We start from the raw sequence: 15,078 nt of genomic DNA on the forward strand, positions 1-15,078 counted from the left end.
GGACGGCCCGGCGGAGCGGAGCCCTCGTGGTCGGAGTGGTCCTGGCGGCAGGCGTGCTGGCCGGCTGCGGCGGTGGCGACGCCGGTGCCGGCGGCGGCGGTGCGCCCGCCGCGACGTCGTCCGCGACCGAGGGCCTGGGGGAGGTGACCACCGACGCCCAGGGCGTGCAGGAGGTCACCATCCAGACGCAGGACGACTACGTGTTCACGCCCGACACCTTCACCGTGCAGCCGGGCCGGGTGCGCCTCACGGTCGTCAACGTGGCCGAGCAGCTCACCCACAACTTCCGCTTCACCCCCGGCGCGACGCCGCAGGCGGTCGCGGAGGAGATCCCGCTCCTCACGCCGGGGCAGAGCGAGACCATCGAGTTCGAGGTCGCCGCGCCGGGCGACTACCCCTTCGAGTGCAGCTTCCACATCCAGCTCGGGCAGCTCGGCACCATGACGGTGGCGGCGGGGTGAGCCGGTGTCGATCGTGGACCTGATCCTCATCGCCCTGGCGCTGCTGTTCGCCTTCTCCGGCTTCCGGCAGGGCCTGATCGTGTCGGCCGCGTCGTTCCTCGGCTTCTTCGGCGGCGCGGTCCTCGGCGCCCAGCTGTCGGGCCCGATCGCCGACCGGATGAGCGACTCCAGCGTCACGCGGGTGTTCGTCGCGCTCGTCGTCGTCCTCGCCGGTGCCCTGCTGGGCCAGGTCGTCGCCGGCACGGTGGGCCGGGCGGTGCGCCGCCGGGTGACCTGGGAGCCGGCCAAGATGGTCGACTCGGTCGCCGGCGCGGTGCTGTCGGCCGCCGCCGTGCTGCTCGTCGCCTGGATGGTGGCCACGCCGCTGGCCAGCTCGCCGTTCCCGCAGGTCGCCAGCCAGGTGCGCCAGTCGGCCCTGGTGCAGGCGGTCGACGAGGCGGTGCCCGACAGCGTCCGGTCGGTCTACGGCAACCTGCGCGAGGCGATCGAGCGCCGGGGGCTGCCCGACGTCCTCGACCCGCTCACCCCCACCGAGGCGCGCGAGGTCCCCGCCCCCGACCCGAACCTGCAGAACAGCCCCGTCGTCGAACAGGTGCAGGGCTCGGTGGTGAAGATCAGCGGCATCGCGCCGTCCTGCTCCCGGCAGATCGACGGCTCCGGGTTCGTGTACGCCCGGGAGCGCGTGATGACCAACGCGCACGTGCTCGCCGGCGTCACCGACCCGGTGGTCGAGGCCGAGGGCGAGGAGTACGACGCCGTCCCCGTCTACGTCGACGAGGCCACCGACGTCGCGGTGCTCGCCGTCCCCGGGCTGCCCCAGGTGCCGCTGACCTTCGCGGCGCAGCCGCTCGAGACCGGCGCCGACGCGATCATCATGGGCTACCCCGGCGGCGGCGACCTCTACGTCGGCCCGGCGCGGGTCCGCGACCGCGGCGACATCAGCGGCCCCGACTTCCGCAACCAGGCCACCGTCGTCCGCGACGTCTACGCGCTCTACGGGCAGGTGCGCGCAGGCAACTCCGGCGGGCCGCTGTTCGACACCCAGGGCCACGTGCTGGGGGTCGTCTTCGCCTCGGCCATCACCGACCCCGACACCGGCTACGCGCTGACCCTCGACCAGGTGTCGCAGGCGGCCACGGAGGGCGCCACCTCGCAGGGCCGGGCCGACACGGGGGTCTGCGAGTAGAAGGACCCCCGTGCCCCCCACGCCTCGCAGGCTCGGCGCGGGACCCTGCACGGGGGCCGTTCCAGCACGTCACGTGGGGCCGTTCCGGCACGTCACCAGCTCGCAGCGGGCCCCTGGAGGGAGGCCTGCCGGGCCCAGGCGGCGATGGCGGACGTGACCTCGTCGGGGGCCTCCTCGGGGAGGAAGTGGCCGAGGCCGGGCAGCAGCCGCCACTCGTAGGCGCCGGCGACGTAGCGCCCCGAGCCCTCGGCGGTGGCCGGCAGGACGTACGGGTCGCTGCCGCCGTGCAGCTGCAGCGTCGGCGCCGAGATGGGCGCGGCCATCCGGCGGGCGTAGCGCAGCCCGTCCGGCCGCAGCTGCGAGCGCCCGGCCCAGCGGTAGTACTCCATCGCGCCGTACGCGGCCTGGGGGATCCGCGCCGCCGAGCGGTACCGGCCGACGGCCTCGGCGAAGTCGGCCGTGCGGGTCCAGGCGGGCCCGGCCCAGCGGCGCACCAGCTCGGCGACCGGGTCGTCGTCGGCCCGGGTGAGCCGCCGCTCGGGGAGCCGGGGGAGCTGGAAGCGCAGCGCGTGCCGCATCGCCCGCCGCTGGGCGCGGTGCGTCATCCCGGCGCGCAGCGTGCGCGGGTGGGCCATCGAGAGGACGACGAGCCGCCGCACGCTGCGCGGGTGCAGCGCCGCCGTCGTCCAGGCCAGCAGGCCGCCCCAGTCGTGGCCGACGACGACGGCCTCCTGCTCGCCGAGCGCGCGGACCAGCGCGGCCACGTCGGCCGAGAGGGTGGGCAGGTCGTAGCCGCGCGGGGGCTTGTCGCTGGCGCCGTAGCCGCGCAGGTCGGGGGCGACCACCCGGAACCCGGCCTCCGCCAGCCCGACCAGCTGCGCCCGCCAGGTCCACCAGAACTGCGGGAAGCCGTGCAGCAGCAGCACCAGCGGGCCCTCGCCGGCCTCGGCGGCGTGCAGCCGCACGCCGTTGGCCGAGATGTCGCGGTGGGTCCAGGGACCGGGGAGCAGGACGCTGACCGCGTCGGGCGGCCCGGCGTCCGGGCGGACGTCGTCCGGGGCGGTCACCGAGCGGCGGTCAGACCAGGTAGCTGTCGGGGTCGCGGCGGGTGACCTGGCCGTGCGCGACGACCGGCAGGTCGCGGCGCCGGCGGCCGGGCTCCTCGCGGTGCAGCACCTCGGGCAGCTCGCGCAGCGACTCGATCGTCCGCTCGGGCTTCTCGATCTTCTTGATGGTCCGCATCCCGACGAGCGCGGCCAGGCCGGCGGCCACCGCGATCACGGCGAAGACGATCAGGAACGCCGCCCAGCGGGGCAGCCACTCGGCGAGCAGCTCGGCGACGAAGAAGAAGAAGTAGATGCCGGCGAAGGCCAGCAGCACGCCGGCCGCCCCGAAGGCGCCGGCGCCGATGCCGGCCTTCTTCGCCGACCGGCTCATCTCCGTCTTGGCCAGCTCGATCTCGGCACGCACGAGCGTGGACATGTCGGTCATCGCGCTCTGCACGAGCTCCCCGACGGACGGCTCCTGGGGGCCGGTGGCCCGGCTCGACGCTGCGCTGTGGGCCACGACGGGCTCCCCTCTGGTGGACGGCGGTCTGGTCATGATCGTGCCGGATACCCGGCCGCGGCGCGCGCCCCGGTCGGGTGAGCGGAGGGGATCCGTGCGGGTGACCCGCACGGATCCCCTCCGCTCAGTCCGTCGACGTCGGCAGCTTCTCCTTGATCAGGTCCATGACCGAGGAGTCGGTGAGCGTGGTGACGTCACCGAGCTGCCGGTTCTCCGCGACGTCGCGCAGGAGCCGGCGCATGATCTTGCCCGAGCGGGTCTTGGGCAGCTCCTGCACGACCATGATCTGGCGCGGCTTGGCGATCGGCCCGATGTCCTTGGCGACGTGCGTGCGCAGGGTCTGCACCAGGTCGTCGCCGGAGTCCTCGGCGGTCCCGCGCAGGATGACGAACGCCACGATGCCCTGCCCGGTGGTCGGGTCGCTGGCGCCCACGACCGCCGCCTCGGCGACCGCCGGGTGGGCCACCAGCGAGGACTCCACCTCGGTGGTGGAGATGCGGTGGCCGGACACGTTCATGACGTCGTCCACCCGGCCGAGCAGCCAGATGTCGCCGTCGGCGTCCTTCTTGGCGCCGTCGCCGGCGAAGTAGAAGCCCTTGTCGGCGAAGCGCGACCAGTAGGTGTCCTTGTACCGCTCGTCGTCGCCCCAGATGGTGCGCAGCATCGCCGGCCACGGCTCGGTGAGCACGAGCAGCCCGGTGGTGTCGTCGGGCAGCTCGTTGCCCTCGTCGTCGACCACCATCGCCGAGATGCCGGGGAAGGGGGTCTGGGCGGAGCCCGGCTTGAGGTTCGTGACCCCCGGCAGGGGCGTGATCATGTGCGCGCCGGTCTCGGTCTGCCACCAGGTGTCCACGATCGGGCAGCGGCCGCGGCCGATGTGCTCGTGGTACCAGAGCCAGGCCTCGGGGTTGATCGGCTCGCCGACCGAGCCGAGGACCCGCAGCGTCGACAGGTCGAAGCCGCCGGGCACGTCCTCGCCCCACTTCATGAACGTGCGGATCACCGTCGGGGCGGTGTAGAGGATCGAGACCTTGTACTTGTCGACGATCTCCCACCAGCGGCCGCGGTGCGGGGTCTCCGGCGTCCCCTCGTACATCACCGACGTGGCCCGGTTGGCCAGCGGTCCGTAGACGATGTAGCTGTGGCCGGTGACCCAGCCGACGTCGGCCGCGGTCCAGTAGACGTCGGTGTCGGGCTTGAGGTCGAACGTCGCCCAGTGCGTGTAGGCGACCTGGGTCAGGTAGCCGCCGGAGGTGTGCAGGATGCCCTTCGGCTTCGCCGTCGTCCCCGACGTGTACATGATGTAGAGCGGGTGCTCGGCGTCGAACGCCTCGGGCGTGTGCTCGGCCGGCTGCCGGGCGACGACGTCGTCCCACCACAGGTCGCGGCCCTCGTTCCACTCGACGTCCTGCCCGGTGCGCTTGACGACGAGCACGTTGCGCACGCCCTCCGTGCGCTTGAGCGCCTCGTCGACGGCCGGCTTGAGCGCGCTGGGCGCGCCGCGCCGGTAGCCGCCGTCGGCGGTGATGACCAGGACGGCGCCGGCGTCGGTGATGCGGCTGGCCAGGGCGTCGGCGGAGAAGCCGCCGAAGACGACCATGTGGACGGCGCCGATGCGGGCGCAGGCGAGCATCGCGATGATCGTCTCGGGGATCATCGGCATGTAGACGGCGACGCGGTCGCCGGCCCGCACGCCGAGCTCGGTCAGCGCGTTGGCGGCCTTGCACACCTCCGCGGTGAGCTCGGCGTAGGTGAGGGTGCGGGTGTCGCCCGGCTCGCCCTCCCAGTGGTAGGCCACCTGGTCGCCGTGGCCGGCCTCGACGTGCCGGTCCAGGCAGTTGTAGGCGACGTTGAGCTTCCCGCCGACGAACCACTTCGCGAACGGCGGGTCGCTCCAGTCGAGGACCTGGTCCCACTCCCGCTCCCAGGTGAGCCGGCGGGCGGCCTGCTCCCAGAACGCCAGCCGGTCGCGGGACGCCTCCTCGTAGACCTGCGGGCCCACGTTGGCCTGCGCGGCCAGCTCCTCCGACGGCGGGAACCGCCGGGTCGCCACCTCGCCCGTCTCGCTCATGCTTCCTCCCTCGACATGACCTCGGACACACCGTATTGCGCGGGGCCGCCCGCCGTCCTGCCGGTGCCACCGCCGGTGCCGCGAGGATGGGCGGCGTGAGCCCGCCGCAGACCGACGTCGCCGCCCGGCTGCCCGGTGCGGCCGCGCTGGGGCTGGTCGCGCCGCCGGGCGCGGAGGCGGTGCCGGCGACCCGGCTGGCCGATCCCGCGTGGACGGTGCGGCTGCTGGCGCGCCGGGCGCGGACGCAGGGGACCGCCGACAGGCGGCTGCTCGCGACGGTGTGGTGGTACTCGGCGTCGGCGGTGCTGCTCACCCCGCCGCTGGCCGGGCTGCTCACCGGCCGGCCGCTTTCCGGCCGGCTCGAGGGCACGACGCTGCACCTGCTGCCCGGCGGGCTGCCGGTCGCGGCGGTCGCGACCGCGCCGGCCGCCGACCCGGCGGGGGAGCTCCGCGGCGCGCTGGCGGCCGCGGTGGCGGCGGTGGCCGAGGCCGGCGGGGTGCGGGAGCGGCCGCTGTGGGCGATCGCCACCGACTCGATCGCCAACCGGCTGCTCGCCCTGGGCCGCGCGGTCGGGGACGTCGCCGCCGCGACCGCGCTGGCCGGGCCGCTGGCCGCGGCGGTCGGGCCGCCGCTGCCGGTGCCGCGCTACGTCGACGTCGCCGGCGTCCGGTTCGCCCGGCGGGTGTCGTGCTGCCTGCTGTACCGGGTGCCGCACGAGCCGATGTGCACGTCCTGCCCGCGCCGCCCGCCGGCCGAGCGGCGGATCCTGCTGGAGGACGCCGCCGAGCGGATGTGACCGGTCAGCGGGCGTCGGCCTCCGCCGCGGCGATCCGCCGGCTGGGCGCCGGCTCGCCGGAGAGGATCCGCTTGAGGAACGGCGGGTCCGGCTCGTCGCCGAACGCGGCCCGGGCCACCTCCGCCGGCGGGTGCCCGGCCGCGGCCAGCACCTGTCGCCCGGCGTCGTCCATGGCCTGCCGCTCCCAGCGGAGGGTCCAGGCCCCGATCGGGTAGGCCAGGATCACGGTGATCCAGATCCACTGCGCGGTGGCGGCCAGGAGCAGCAGCAGGACGACGTAGACCACGAGCGTCGCGGCCAGGACGATGCCGCCGAGCCGCTGCCGCTGCCTGGGCACCGGGGAGATCCAGCGACCGAGGCAGGCCGCCAGGTGCCACAGCTGCCGGGCCGGCTCGGCCGAGAGCAGCGACGGCGGCACGATCACCGTCCGCTCGCCGTCGCGCTCGCGCACCGCCGGCGGGCGCTCCTGCGCCCGCGGCTGGTCGACGACCAGCCGCGGGACCGGGAGGTCGTTGGCCTCGGCCAGCTGCCGCAGCCGCTCCTGGACGATGCCCTCGTTCGCGCTCATCCCCGCCAGCATGGCGGACGCGGCGGACCCGTCGGCGCACCGCCGGCAGATCTCCTCCGCTCAGGGGAGGAAGAGCATGGAGTCGCCGAACTCGTGCCAGAGGTAGCCACCCGCGACGGCGGCCCGGTAGGCGGCCGCGACCAGCCGCGGCCCGGCGACCGCCTCGAGCAGCCGCAGGTGGCTGGCCTCGGGGGCGTGCAGGCCGGTGACCAGGCCGGTCACCGCGCGGGCGGGGAGGTCGGGGCCGAGGACCAGGTCGGTCCAGCCGCTGGCCGGCCGGGTCACGCCGTCGTCGTCGGTGGCGGTCTCGAGCGCGCGGGTCACCGTCGTGCCGACGGCGACGACCCGGTGGCCGGCGCGCCGGGTGCCGGTGACCAGCCGGGCGGTGACCTCGGGGACGGCGAACCGCTCGGGCGCCGGCGGCTCGTGGAGCTCGGGGCTGGAGACGCCGGCGTGCAGCACCAGCGGGACGACCGGCACGCCGCGGGCCATCAGCCGCACCAGCACGGCTTCGCTGAACGGCCGCCCGGCGCTGGCCATCTCCGCGCTGCCGGGCTCGGTGGCGTAGACGGTCTGGTAGGCCTCCAGCGGGTAGGTGCCGGCCAGGTAGCCGTAGCGGATCGCGGTGCCGTACCGCTCCAGCAGCGGCCGCGGCGCGACGGCCGGCTCGGCCCGCGCCCGCCACAGCCGCGACGGCCGGGTGCGGTCGGGGTGGCCGTCGAGCAGGTGCAGCCGGACGCCGCCGGGCAGGTCGAGGACGGTGCCCGGCTCGACGCGCAGGTCGGGCCCGCCGTTGTCGGCCCGGCGCACCTCGACCACCCAGTCGCCGTCGTCCAGCGTGCCGGCGACGTGCAGGGGCACGGCGACGCCGTCCGCGCGGACCGCCGAGAGCCGGGCCGGGAGCGTGGCCGAGGTGTTCACCACGACCAGGTCGCCGGGCTCGAGCAGGTCGGGGAGGTCGCGGAAGACGCCGTGGGTGATCCCCTCCGGGCGCACGGTCATCAGGCGGACGCCGTCGCGCGGGGTGCCCGACCACTCGGGCGGCGCGGTGGCCTCGGCCTCGCGCGGGAGGGCGAAGGCGACGCTCACCGGGTCACCGCCGCCGGCAGCAGCTCGGCCGCGCGGTAGCGGCCGCTGGGGAGGTCCTCCTCGACGAGGCGCAGCAGCGCCGGGACGACGGACTCCGGGTCGGGCCGGTCGCTGATGTCCTCGCCGGGGAAGGCGGCCTGGTGCATCGCGGTGTTCATGTCGCCCGGGTCGACCGCGTGCACGCGCAGCGCGGGGTGCTCGACGGCCAGCACGGCCGTGAGCCGGTCCAGCGCGGCCTTGCTGGCCCCGTAGCCGCCCCAGCCCGGGTAGGCCTCGACGGCGGCGTCGGAGCTGATGTCGAGCACGCGGCCGCCGGCGCGTTCGAGGGCGGGCAGCGCCAGCTGGACCAGCGCCAGCGGGGCCAGCGCGTTGACGGCGAGCACCGCCTGCAGGTCCTCGATCCGCAGGCGGGCCAGCGGCGGGAGCGGGCTGGGTCCGAGCTCGCTGGCGTTGTTGACGAGCAGGTCGATGCGGTCCCCGGCGGCGCGCACCAGCTCGGCGCGGTGCGCCGGGTCGGTGACGTCGCCGGGGAGGGCGGTCACCCGTTCGGGGTGCGGGAGGACGGCGACGGCCGCGGCCAGGCGGCCGGCGTCGCGGCCGTCGACGACCAGCCGCCAGCCGCGCTCGGCCAGCGCGCCGGCCAGGGCGCGGCCGAGTCCGCGGGAGGCTCCGGTGACTACTGCTGTGGGGGTCATGGGAGTACCGTCTGATCTCAAGTCAACTTGAGGTCAAGGGGGCGCGGTGGAGCAGCTCACGATCGGCCAGGTGGCGGCGCGGTCCGGGGTGGCCGCGTCGGCGCTGCGCTACTACGAGGACCAGGGCCTGATCTCCGCGACCCGCACGGCCGGCGGCGCCCGGCGCTACGCCCGCAGCGTGCTGCGCCGGCTGGCGTTCGTGCGGGCGGCGCAGAACGTCGGGCTGTCGCTGGGCGAGATCCGCGACGCGCTGGCGACGCTGCCCGGCGACCGCCCGCCGACGGCCGCGGACTGGGCCCGGCTCTCCCGCGGCTGGCGGGACCGGCTGGACGAGCAGATCGCGGCGCTGGTGCAGCTGCGGGACGGGCTGGACTCCTGCATCGGCTGCGGCTGCCTGTCGCTGGGGCGGTGCGCGCTGTCCAACCCCGGCGACGTCGCGGCGTCGGCCGGGCCCGGCGCCCGGTGGCTGTCCCCGCTCCTGCGCCGGGTGCCCCCGGTCAGCAACGCGGGCTGACCGGGGGCCACCGGCGCCGGGCAGGGCCGGAATCGGCCGGTTCCGTTTCCGCGGTCTCGCGTTCCGCGCCGCGGAGGGCGATGATCCGACGGGACCGGGCACGCACGGGGGACGAGGGGGAGAGGGCGACGATGACCGTCATGCCTGCCGCGTTCTTCGGCCACGGCAACCCGATGAACGCGTTGGAGAAGAACCGCTACACCGAGGCCTGGCGCGCGTTCGGGCAGAGCGTCCCGCGCCCGCGCGCGATCCTGGTCATCTCGGCGCACTGGTACGTGCACGCCACCGCGGTGACGGCGATGCCGCGGCCGCGGACGATCCACGACTTCTTCGGCTTCCCGCAGGAGCTCTTCGACGTCCGCTACGAGCCGCCCGGCCTGCCGTCGCTGTACGAGGAGGTCGCCGACATCGTCCACCCGACCTGGGTGGGGGCCGACCTGGACAGCTGGGGCATCGACCACGGCACCTGGTCGGTGCTGATGCACGCCTTCCCCGACGCCGACATCCCCGTCGTCCAGCTGTCGATCAACGCGCTCAAGTCGGCCGACTACCACCTGCAGCTCGGCGCCGCGCTGGCCCCGCTGCGGGAGGACGGCGTACTGGTGCTGGGCAGCGGCAACGTGGTGCACAACCTCGGCGGCGTGAGCCGCGCGCTGCCCGACGCGGGCTTCGACTGGGCGCAGCGGTTCGACTCGTCGGCGAAGGAGTACATGCTCACCGACCCGACCGAGGTGGGTCGGCTCGACGGGCACCGCGACTACGACCTCGCCGTCCCGACGCCGGACCACTTCCTCCCTCTGCTGTACATCGCCGGGGTGGCCGGGGCGACGCACACGCCGGCCGAGGTGCTCGTCGACGGCTACGCCTACGGCTCGCTGTCGATGACGGCGTACACGGTGGGGATGGACGCGCCCGCGCCGAGCGGCAGCGGGTTCGCCGCACCGCTGCCCGACGGCCCGCCGGCGGACGGCGCCAACATCTGAGGGACCCAGGGAGCCGGGGTCGGGATCGCGACCCTCGTCTGACGTCACGCCGTCTCGGTGCCCGCCGCGTCGCTGATCCGCGGGAACGGCGTGGTCGAGAAGATCACCTCGACCGGCAGGCCGAAGAACTCCGCGATCCGCAGCGCCAGGTGCAGGCTGGGGTTGTACTCGCCGCGTTCCAGGTAGCCCACGGTCTGGTAGTGGACGCCGAGGGCGTCGGCCAGCTCCCGCCGGGTCACCCCCCGCTCGGCGCGCAGCAGCGCGATCCGGTTGTAGACGGCGTCGCCGCTGCGCTCGCCCGCTGTCACCGGACCCACTGCAGCGCGGCGTCGCGGGCGGCCTCGACCGTCGAGCCGGACTGCCGGCGGGCCATGCGCCGGAGCACGCGCGGCGTGACGAGCAGGCCGACGACGGCCCAGGCGACGAGCACGAGCACCGCGGTCGTGGGCCGCCACGTGCCACCCAGCTCGGCCGCGCTCGCCTCCGCGGGCAGGAACGCCCACCGCATGGCGTGCCCGATCCAGTAGACGGGGAAGACCTGGGCGACCGCCTGCACCCAGCCCCACATGACCTGGATGGGGAAGAAGATGCCTGAGATGGCGGTCAGCACGATGACCGGGAGCATCCCCCAGGTGCCCACCTTCTGCACGCTGGGCACCACGGAGCCCAGGATCATGCCGAGCGGCAGCGTCGCGAGCAGCCCCAGCAGGAGGACGACGGCGACCATGAGCCAGCCGGCGGCGCCGCGCTGCATCACGTCGTCGAAGAGCAGGAAGCTGGGTACCAGGATGACGAGCCACTGGGGCACGACGCCCAGCGAGTGGTAGACGAGCTGGCCCGAGACGTAGCCCTGCATGCCGTGCGGGATGGCCTTGTGCCGCAGCAGCGTGCCGTCCTCCCGCTCCATGGCCAGCGCGTACGCCGGCCCGATGATGACGCCGAAGGCGAGCAGCGCGCCCAGGATGCTGGGCAGCGCGACCGTCGGCATCAGCAGGCCGGTGCCCTCGACCTCGTCGTCGCGGTTGATCCAGAGGTAGAGCAGCGTGGCCAGCGCGGTGAACAGGTAGAAGCCCTGGTCCTGCGGGCTGCGGATGCTGAGCACGAACTCCGTCCAGCCGCGGCGGATGCCCAGGCCGATGGCGTGCCGGGTGGCGTTCATCGCACGACCTCCGTCAGCTCGACCGCGCTGCGGTCACCGGACTCGTGGCGCTGCACGAGCGCCAGGTAGGTGTCCTCCAGGCTGGCCCGGCGGACCTCCAGGTCGGTGACGTCGTCGCCGTGCTGCTCGAACAGCCGCCGGACGAACGGCGTCGGGTCCTCGGTCGCGTGCACGAAGCGCTCGCCGCCGCAGGCCCAGCGCACCTCCGCCCGGCCGGCGACCTGGCGGGTGAGCGCGTCGGCGCTGCCGTCGGCGACGATCCGCCCGCCGGCCAGGATGAGGATCCGGTCGGCCAGCCGCTCGGCCTCGGCCAGGTCGTGCGTGGTGAGCAGGATGCTGGTGCCCTCCAGGTCGGAGAGCCGGTGCACCAGGTCGTGGAAGTCGCGCCGGGCCTGCGGGTCGAAGCCCGCCGTCGGCTCGTCGAGGAAGAGCAGCTCCGGCCGGCCGATGATGCCGACGGCGACGTCGAGCCGCCGCCGCTGGCCACCGGACAGCGTGACGATCTTGCGGTCGGCGTCGGCGCTCAGCCCAACCGTCTCCAGCAGCCAGTCGACCTCGTACGGCCCAGGGTGGCCGGGGCCGGCGTAGGGCTCGAAGTAGCCGGCCAGGTAGGCCAGCAACCGCCGCGGGCTCCACCGGGCGTGGTCGCGCCAGGACTGGAGCACGATCCCGACCCGCGAGCGCCAGGCGTCGTCGCCGTGCGCCGGGTCCTGGCCGAGGACGCCCACCGCGCCCGCCGACCGCAGGCGGAAGCCCTCGAGGATCTCGATCGTGGTCGTCTTGCCGGCGCCGTTCGGGCCGAGCAGGCAGACCACCTCGCCGGGGTGCACGTCGAAGTCGACCCCGGCCAGGACGTCGCGGTCGCCGTAGCGCATGCGCAGGCCGCGCACCGAGACGGCGGCCTCGGGATCGGGCTTGGCAGGTGCTGCGGGGACGGGGGACTCGGTGCGCACGGGATCCATCGGGCACTCCTCACGGCTCCGGAATTGCAGGAAATAGTAGGAGTGCTACATCTGTAGTACAAGTGCTGCTCGTGCTGCTCAGCCGGCGCGGGCGAGTGCGGGGTCGTCGGCCGGTGGTCGGATCACGTGGATCTCGGTGCCGTCGGGCGGTAGGTGTGCCAGCGGCCGGCGGTGTCGCGTTCGACGCGGAAGCCGTGGTGGACCTGGGTGTGGTGCCGTTCGCGGAGCAGCCCGCTGTTCTCCAGTGACGTCTCCCCGCCGAGCGCCCGGTGGAGGAGGTGGTGGACCTAGCACCACTGGTGCGGGGCGTCGCAGCCGGCGAATGGAAGGACCCCGCTGCCCCCCACGCCTCGCACGCTCGGCGCGGGCCCCTGCAGCGGGGCCGTGGCCGAGGTCGAGGGGTTCGCCGTCGGGGCCGAGGACGATGCGGGTGAGGTCGGCGTCGCGGGCGGCCCAGCGGGCGCGGGCGGCGGACAGGACGCCGCCGCAGCCGAGCTGCGCCGAAGCCGGGCCGGTGGCCGGGTCGAGCAGCAGCGGCGGGGTGCCGCAGGACAGGTGGATGTCGGCCAGCTGCACCAGCGCGTCGGCCTGCCGCTGGCCGACGGAGCGCTCGTCGCCGGCAGACCGGTGGGCCTGGGCGATCGACTCGATGGCGGCCTGGAACCTCTCCCCGCCGACCGCGTCGAGCTCGCCGCGGAAGAACAAGCGGCCGTCGGCGCGCTTGCTCAACGTCAGCGACCGCTGCCCGGTGGGGTCGGGCTCCGGACCGTCGGCGTCGAGCCGCTCGAGGAAGGCGTGCACGAGGTCGTCGAGCTCGGCGTGCTTGTGGCCGACCGCGAAGTTCGCCAGCTCCCGGGCGATGCCGACCATGTCACCGTCCTGCTCGGCGATCAGCCGCAGGTGCCGGGGCGCGGCGATCTGCCCGATCACCGCCACCTGATCGGCGGTCAGCCGCCCGGCCGCGTGCCCGGCGGCCACGGCCGGCAGCAGCTCGAGTGCGCGGCCGTTGCGCACCACCTGCGACGCCGCGGCCTTCGACAGCAGGCAGTGCCCGCGCAGCCACGACTGCGCGGTTCGCGCGCCGTCGTGCGCGAAGGCCTGCTGGTTCTCCGCGGTCCGCACCCGCCGCGCGATCTCGGCGTCCAGCCGGTTCCGGACGGCCAGCAGCTGTCGGGTGTCGTCGAGCAGCGCGGGCCCGCGACCGTGCAGATCGTCGTCGGCCAGCGCGTCGAGCGCCGCGCTCATCTCGTCCACGAACACCCCCTCGGCAGCATCGGACAAGTGTTCGAAGCGTATCGCCGTCAGGGCGGGGTGACGACCTGAATTCCCAGGTCGAAGCAGGTTTCCACAGATCTGAGCGACGGGTTGACGCCCCTCGGGACTGCGCGTCCCGAGGGGCGTCTGCCCGGCCTACTCCGGGGGGGTCGTGAACGTGCCGCGCGGACCGGCCGGCGCCGGCAGCGGGGCCGGGTCGCCCGGCACGGCCCTGCCGGGCACCCCGTTCACCGACTCGGTCGAGTGGGCGTAGGTGAGCATCGCGTAGGCGATCAGGTCGCTGTTCACGCCGAGGGCGTGCAGGTCGACGTTCCCGTACGTGTCGCAGGCCGCGTGATAGCACGGGTCGAACCACTCGCCGGGCGTGCCGCCCCAGATCTCCGCCTGCTCCGCGGTCTTGACCCCTTCCGCGCCGGTGAACAGGCCACCCGACGGGATCTCGGCCTCGATGAACGCCTGGTAGTCGCTGCGGCCGTTGAACTCGCTGTCGTCGTACGGCTCGTCGACGGACGTGTACCACGACTCCAGCAGGTCCTCGATCGCCGTGGAGCCCGGCGGGATCGGGACCGGGGCGGTGAACGTGGACTCGTCGGCGTCGTAGACGGTCTGCACGTGGTTCGGCGAGCCGACCATGTCGAAGTTCAGGTACAGCGCGATGCGCCGCAGCTCGGCCTCCGACAGGCCGGTGACGTAGTCCGTGGAGCCGATCAGCCCGAGCTCCTCGGCGGCCCAGAAGCCGAAGCGCAGCGTGTTCTCCGGCTTCGACTTGGCCATGAGCAGCGCCGTCTCCAGGAGCGCGGCGGTGCCCGAGCCGTCGTCGTTGATGCCCGGTCCCTCGGTCACGCTGTCGAGGTGGGCGCCGGCCATGACCACGTTGTCCGGGTTCCGGCCCGGCAGCTCGGCGATCACGTTGTGGTCGGTGCGGGTCTCGTCCGCGAGGACCTCGATGGACGCCGTCGAGCCGGCCTGGGCCAGTGCCTCGCCGGTCGCGAAGCTGGCGCCCACCACGGGGACCCGGACCTGGACGGTCCCGCCGTTGGTGGCGTCGCCGTTCGTCAGCAGGGCTGACCGGTCCTCGGTCTCGCTGGGGTTGCCCTGGTTGAAGATCACGACGGCCTCGGCGCCGGCGTCCTGGGCGTTCTGCACCTTCACGCCGAACGCGCAGGTGCCGCGCTGGAGCAGCGCGATGTCCGACGGCCCGCCGAAGGGCAGTCCCGCGAAGTCGCCGGCCTCGCATCCGCTGGTCGAGGCGCGCTCGCCCTCCAGGTTGATGTCGACCGGGACGACCGGGCCCTCGACGGCGCCCGGGACGCCGCCCGCGAACGGTGCGCCCTCGTGCTCCGTCTCCTGCGGGGTGAGCTGTCGGATGACGACGGGGAACGCGAAGGGGAACTCGACGGGGTCGAGCGTGACCCGGTAGCCCGCGCCGCGCAGCAGGTCGGCGACGTACTCGACGCTGTCGGCGTAGCCGTCGGTGCCGGCGGCGCGCGAGTCCGGGTAGTGCTCGTCCGTGCTGTTGTCGGCGATCTTCTGCAGCGCGGCCAGGTGCTCCTGGACGCCCTCGACCGTCACGCAGTCGAGGAGCTTCTCGTAGGTGTTGTTCGTCCGGTGCTCGCAGCTGTTCCCGCCGCCCGCCGCCGCGCTCGCCGCCGGCAGCAGCGCGGCGAGCAGCAGCCCGCCCGCTCCCACGGCGACGGCGCGCGGCGCCGTCCTCCTCGTCGTGCGCGTCCCGCGTTCCGGCATCCTGCCCCC

General features: G+C 74.6%; 16 protein-coding genes. 5 read left to right on the forward strand and 11 right to left on the reverse strand.

Annotation, left to right across the window (positions count from 1 at the left end; genetic code table 11):
• Nucleotides 1–26 precede the first annotated feature (26 nt).
• Together ACI78S_RS00460 and ACI78S_RS00465 are read left to right on the forward strand one after the other, a co-directional pair.
• Nucleotides 27–461, forward strand: a complete 435-nt coding sequence (locus ACI78S_RS00460) for a cupredoxin domain-containing protein (RefSeq protein WP_456970216.1) — start codon at nucleotides 27–29, stop codon at nucleotides 459–461.
• A gap of 4 nt (nucleotides 462–465) precedes the next feature.
• Nucleotides 466–1,647 carry a MarP family serine protease gene (locus ACI78S_RS00465; protein WP_456970217.1) on the forward strand — a complete coding sequence of 394 codons (1,182 nt, stop codon included), beginning with the start codon at nucleotides 466–468 and terminating at the stop codon, nucleotides 1,645–1,647.
• A 92-nt stretch (nucleotides 1,648–1,739) separates the two neighbouring features.
• Here ACI78S_RS00465 and ACI78S_RS00470 read toward each other — a convergent pair whose 3' ends face one another.
• The 3 genes from ACI78S_RS00470 to acs form a co-directional block, all read right to left on the reverse strand.
• Complete coding sequence (locus tag ACI78S_RS00470; protein WP_456970218.1) at nucleotides 1,740–2,714, reverse strand: alpha/beta fold hydrolase; 975 nt, start codon at nucleotides 2,712–2,714, stop codon at nucleotides 1,740–1,742.
• Between the two features lie 10 nt (nucleotides 2,715–2,724).
• Entirely contained in the window at nucleotides 2,725–3,213 is a 489-nt protein-coding gene (locus ACI78S_RS00475) for a phage holin family protein (RefSeq protein ID WP_456970219.1), read from the reverse strand.
• A 124-nt stretch (nucleotides 3,214–3,337) separates the two neighbouring features.
• Entirely contained in the window at nucleotides 3,338–5,284 is a 1,947-nt protein-coding gene (gene acs, locus ACI78S_RS00480; RefSeq protein WP_456970220.1) for an acetate--CoA ligase, read from the reverse strand.
• A gap of 86 nt (nucleotides 5,285–5,370) precedes the next feature.
• Here acs and ACI78S_RS00485 point away from each other — a divergent pair, with 86 nt between their 5' ends.
• The gene (locus ACI78S_RS00485) at nucleotides 5,371–6,081 is read left to right on the forward strand and encodes a (2Fe-2S)-binding protein (RefSeq protein ID WP_456970222.1); all 711 of its coding nucleotides are present in this window, start codon (nucleotides 5,371–5,373) and stop codon (nucleotides 6,079–6,081) included.
• Nucleotides 6,082–6,085: 4 nt separating this feature from the next.
• Here ACI78S_RS00485 and ACI78S_RS00490 read toward each other — a convergent pair whose 3' ends face one another.
• The 3 genes from ACI78S_RS00490 to ACI78S_RS00500 are packed head-to-tail and all read right to left on the reverse strand — an operon-like array spanning nucleotide 6,086 to nucleotide 8,433.
• Nucleotides 6,086–6,649: a hypothetical protein gene (locus ACI78S_RS00490; protein WP_456970223.1), complete on the reverse strand. Its 564-nt coding sequence runs from the start codon at nucleotides 6,647–6,649 to the stop codon at nucleotides 6,086–6,088.
• A 60-nt stretch (nucleotides 6,650–6,709) separates the two neighbouring features.
• Nucleotides 6,710–7,738: an S-adenosylmethionine:tRNA ribosyltransferase-isomerase gene (locus tag ACI78S_RS00495; protein WP_456970224.1), complete on the reverse strand. Its 1,029-nt coding sequence runs from the start codon at nucleotides 7,736–7,738 to the stop codon at nucleotides 6,710–6,712.
• Entirely contained in the window at nucleotides 7,735–8,433 is a 699-nt protein-coding gene (locus tag ACI78S_RS00500; protein WP_456970225.1) for an SDR family NAD(P)-dependent oxidoreductase, read from the reverse strand. Before ACI78S_RS00500 ends, ACI78S_RS00495 begins: the two co-directional genes overlap by 4 nt.
• A 46-nt stretch (nucleotides 8,434–8,479) precedes the next feature.
• Here ACI78S_RS00500 and soxR point away from each other — a divergent pair, with 46 nt between their 5' ends.
• On the forward strand, nucleotides 8,480–8,947 hold the full coding sequence (gene soxR, locus ACI78S_RS00505; RefSeq protein ID WP_456970226.1) for a redox-sensitive transcriptional activator SoxR: 468 nt from the start codon (nucleotides 8,480–8,482) through the stop codon (nucleotides 8,945–8,947).
• 131 nt (nucleotides 8,948–9,078) lie between these two features.
• A complete protein-coding gene (ygiD, locus tag ACI78S_RS00510) occupies nucleotides 9,079–9,930 on the forward strand; it encodes a 4,5-DOPA-extradiol-dioxygenase (RefSeq protein WP_456970227.1) in 852 nt (283 codons plus the stop codon).
• 44 nt (nucleotides 9,931–9,974) lie between these two features.
• On the opposite strand, the gene ACI78S_RS00515 is transcribed toward ygiD, so the two are convergent.
• The 5 genes from ACI78S_RS00515 to ACI78S_RS00535 all read right to left on the reverse strand — a co-directional run bounded on the left by ACI78S_RS00515 (nucleotide 9,975) and on the right by ACI78S_RS00535 (nucleotide 15,069).
• The gene (locus ACI78S_RS00515; protein ID WP_456970228.1) at nucleotides 9,975–10,238 is read right to left on the reverse strand and encodes a helix-turn-helix transcriptional regulator; all 264 of its coding nucleotides are present in this window, start codon (nucleotides 10,236–10,238) and stop codon (nucleotides 9,975–9,977) included.
• Nucleotides 10,235–11,089, reverse strand: a complete 855-nt coding sequence (locus ACI78S_RS00520; protein WP_456970229.1) for an ABC transporter permease — start codon at nucleotides 11,087–11,089, stop codon at nucleotides 10,235–10,237. Before ACI78S_RS00520 ends, ACI78S_RS00515 begins: the two co-directional genes overlap by 4 nt.
• Nucleotides 11,086–12,051, reverse strand: a complete 966-nt coding sequence (locus ACI78S_RS00525; RefSeq protein WP_456970230.1) for an ABC transporter ATP-binding protein — start codon at nucleotides 12,049–12,051, stop codon at nucleotides 11,086–11,088. The genes ACI78S_RS00520 and ACI78S_RS00525 overlap by 4 nt, the downstream gene beginning before the upstream one ends.
• Nucleotides 12,052–12,129: 78 nt before the next feature.
• Nucleotides 12,130–13,332, reverse strand: a complete 1,203-nt coding sequence (locus ACI78S_RS00530; protein ID WP_456970231.1) for a DUF222 domain-containing protein — start codon at nucleotides 13,330–13,332, stop codon at nucleotides 12,130–12,132.
• 129 nt (nucleotides 13,333–13,461) lie between these two features.
• Nucleotides 13,462–15,069 (reverse strand): M20/M25/M40 family metallo-hydrolase, encoded by a 1,608-nt coding sequence (locus tag ACI78S_RS00535; protein ID WP_456970232.1) that lies wholly within the window; start codon nucleotides 15,067–15,069, stop codon nucleotides 13,462–13,464.
• Between the last annotated feature and the right edge of the window lie 9 nt (nucleotides 15,070–15,078).

The organism is Geodermatophilus sp. SYSU D00815 (assembly GCF_054050035.1).

What these genes read in the sequence shown, in the direction of transcription:
- acs (WP_456970220.1), bottom strand. Translation starts at nt 5,284, where the DNA reads ATGAGCGAGACGGGCGAGGTGGCGACCCGGCGGTTCCCGCCGTCGGAG.
- ygiD (WP_456970227.1), top strand. Translation starts at nt 9,079, where the DNA reads ATGACCGTCATGCCTGCCGCGTTCTTCGGCCACGGCAACCCGATGAAC.
- ACI78S_RS00535 (WP_456970232.1), bottom strand. Translation starts at nt 15,069, where the DNA reads ATGCCGGAACGCGGGACGCGCACGACGAGGAGGACGGCGCCGCGCGCC.
- ACI78S_RS00520 (WP_456970229.1), bottom strand. Translation starts at nt 11,089, where the DNA reads ATGAACGCCACCCGGCACGCCATCGGCCTGGGCATCCGCCGCGGCTGG.
- ACI78S_RS00525 (WP_456970230.1), bottom strand. Translation starts at nt 12,051, where the DNA reads ATGGATCCCGTGCGCACCGAGTCCCCCGTCCCCGCAGCACCTGCCAAG.
- ACI78S_RS00500 (WP_456970225.1), bottom strand. Translation starts at nt 8,433, where the DNA reads ATGACCCCCACAGCAGTAGTCACCGGAGCCTCCCGCGGACTCGGCCGC.
- ACI78S_RS00490 (WP_456970223.1), bottom strand. Translation starts at nt 6,649, where the DNA reads ATGAGCGCGAACGAGGGCATCGTCCAGGAGCGGCTGCGGCAGCTGGCC.
- ACI78S_RS00485 (WP_456970222.1), top strand. Translation starts at nt 5,371, where the DNA reads ATGGGCGGCGTGAGCCCGCCGCAGACCGACGTCGCCGCCCGGCTGCCC.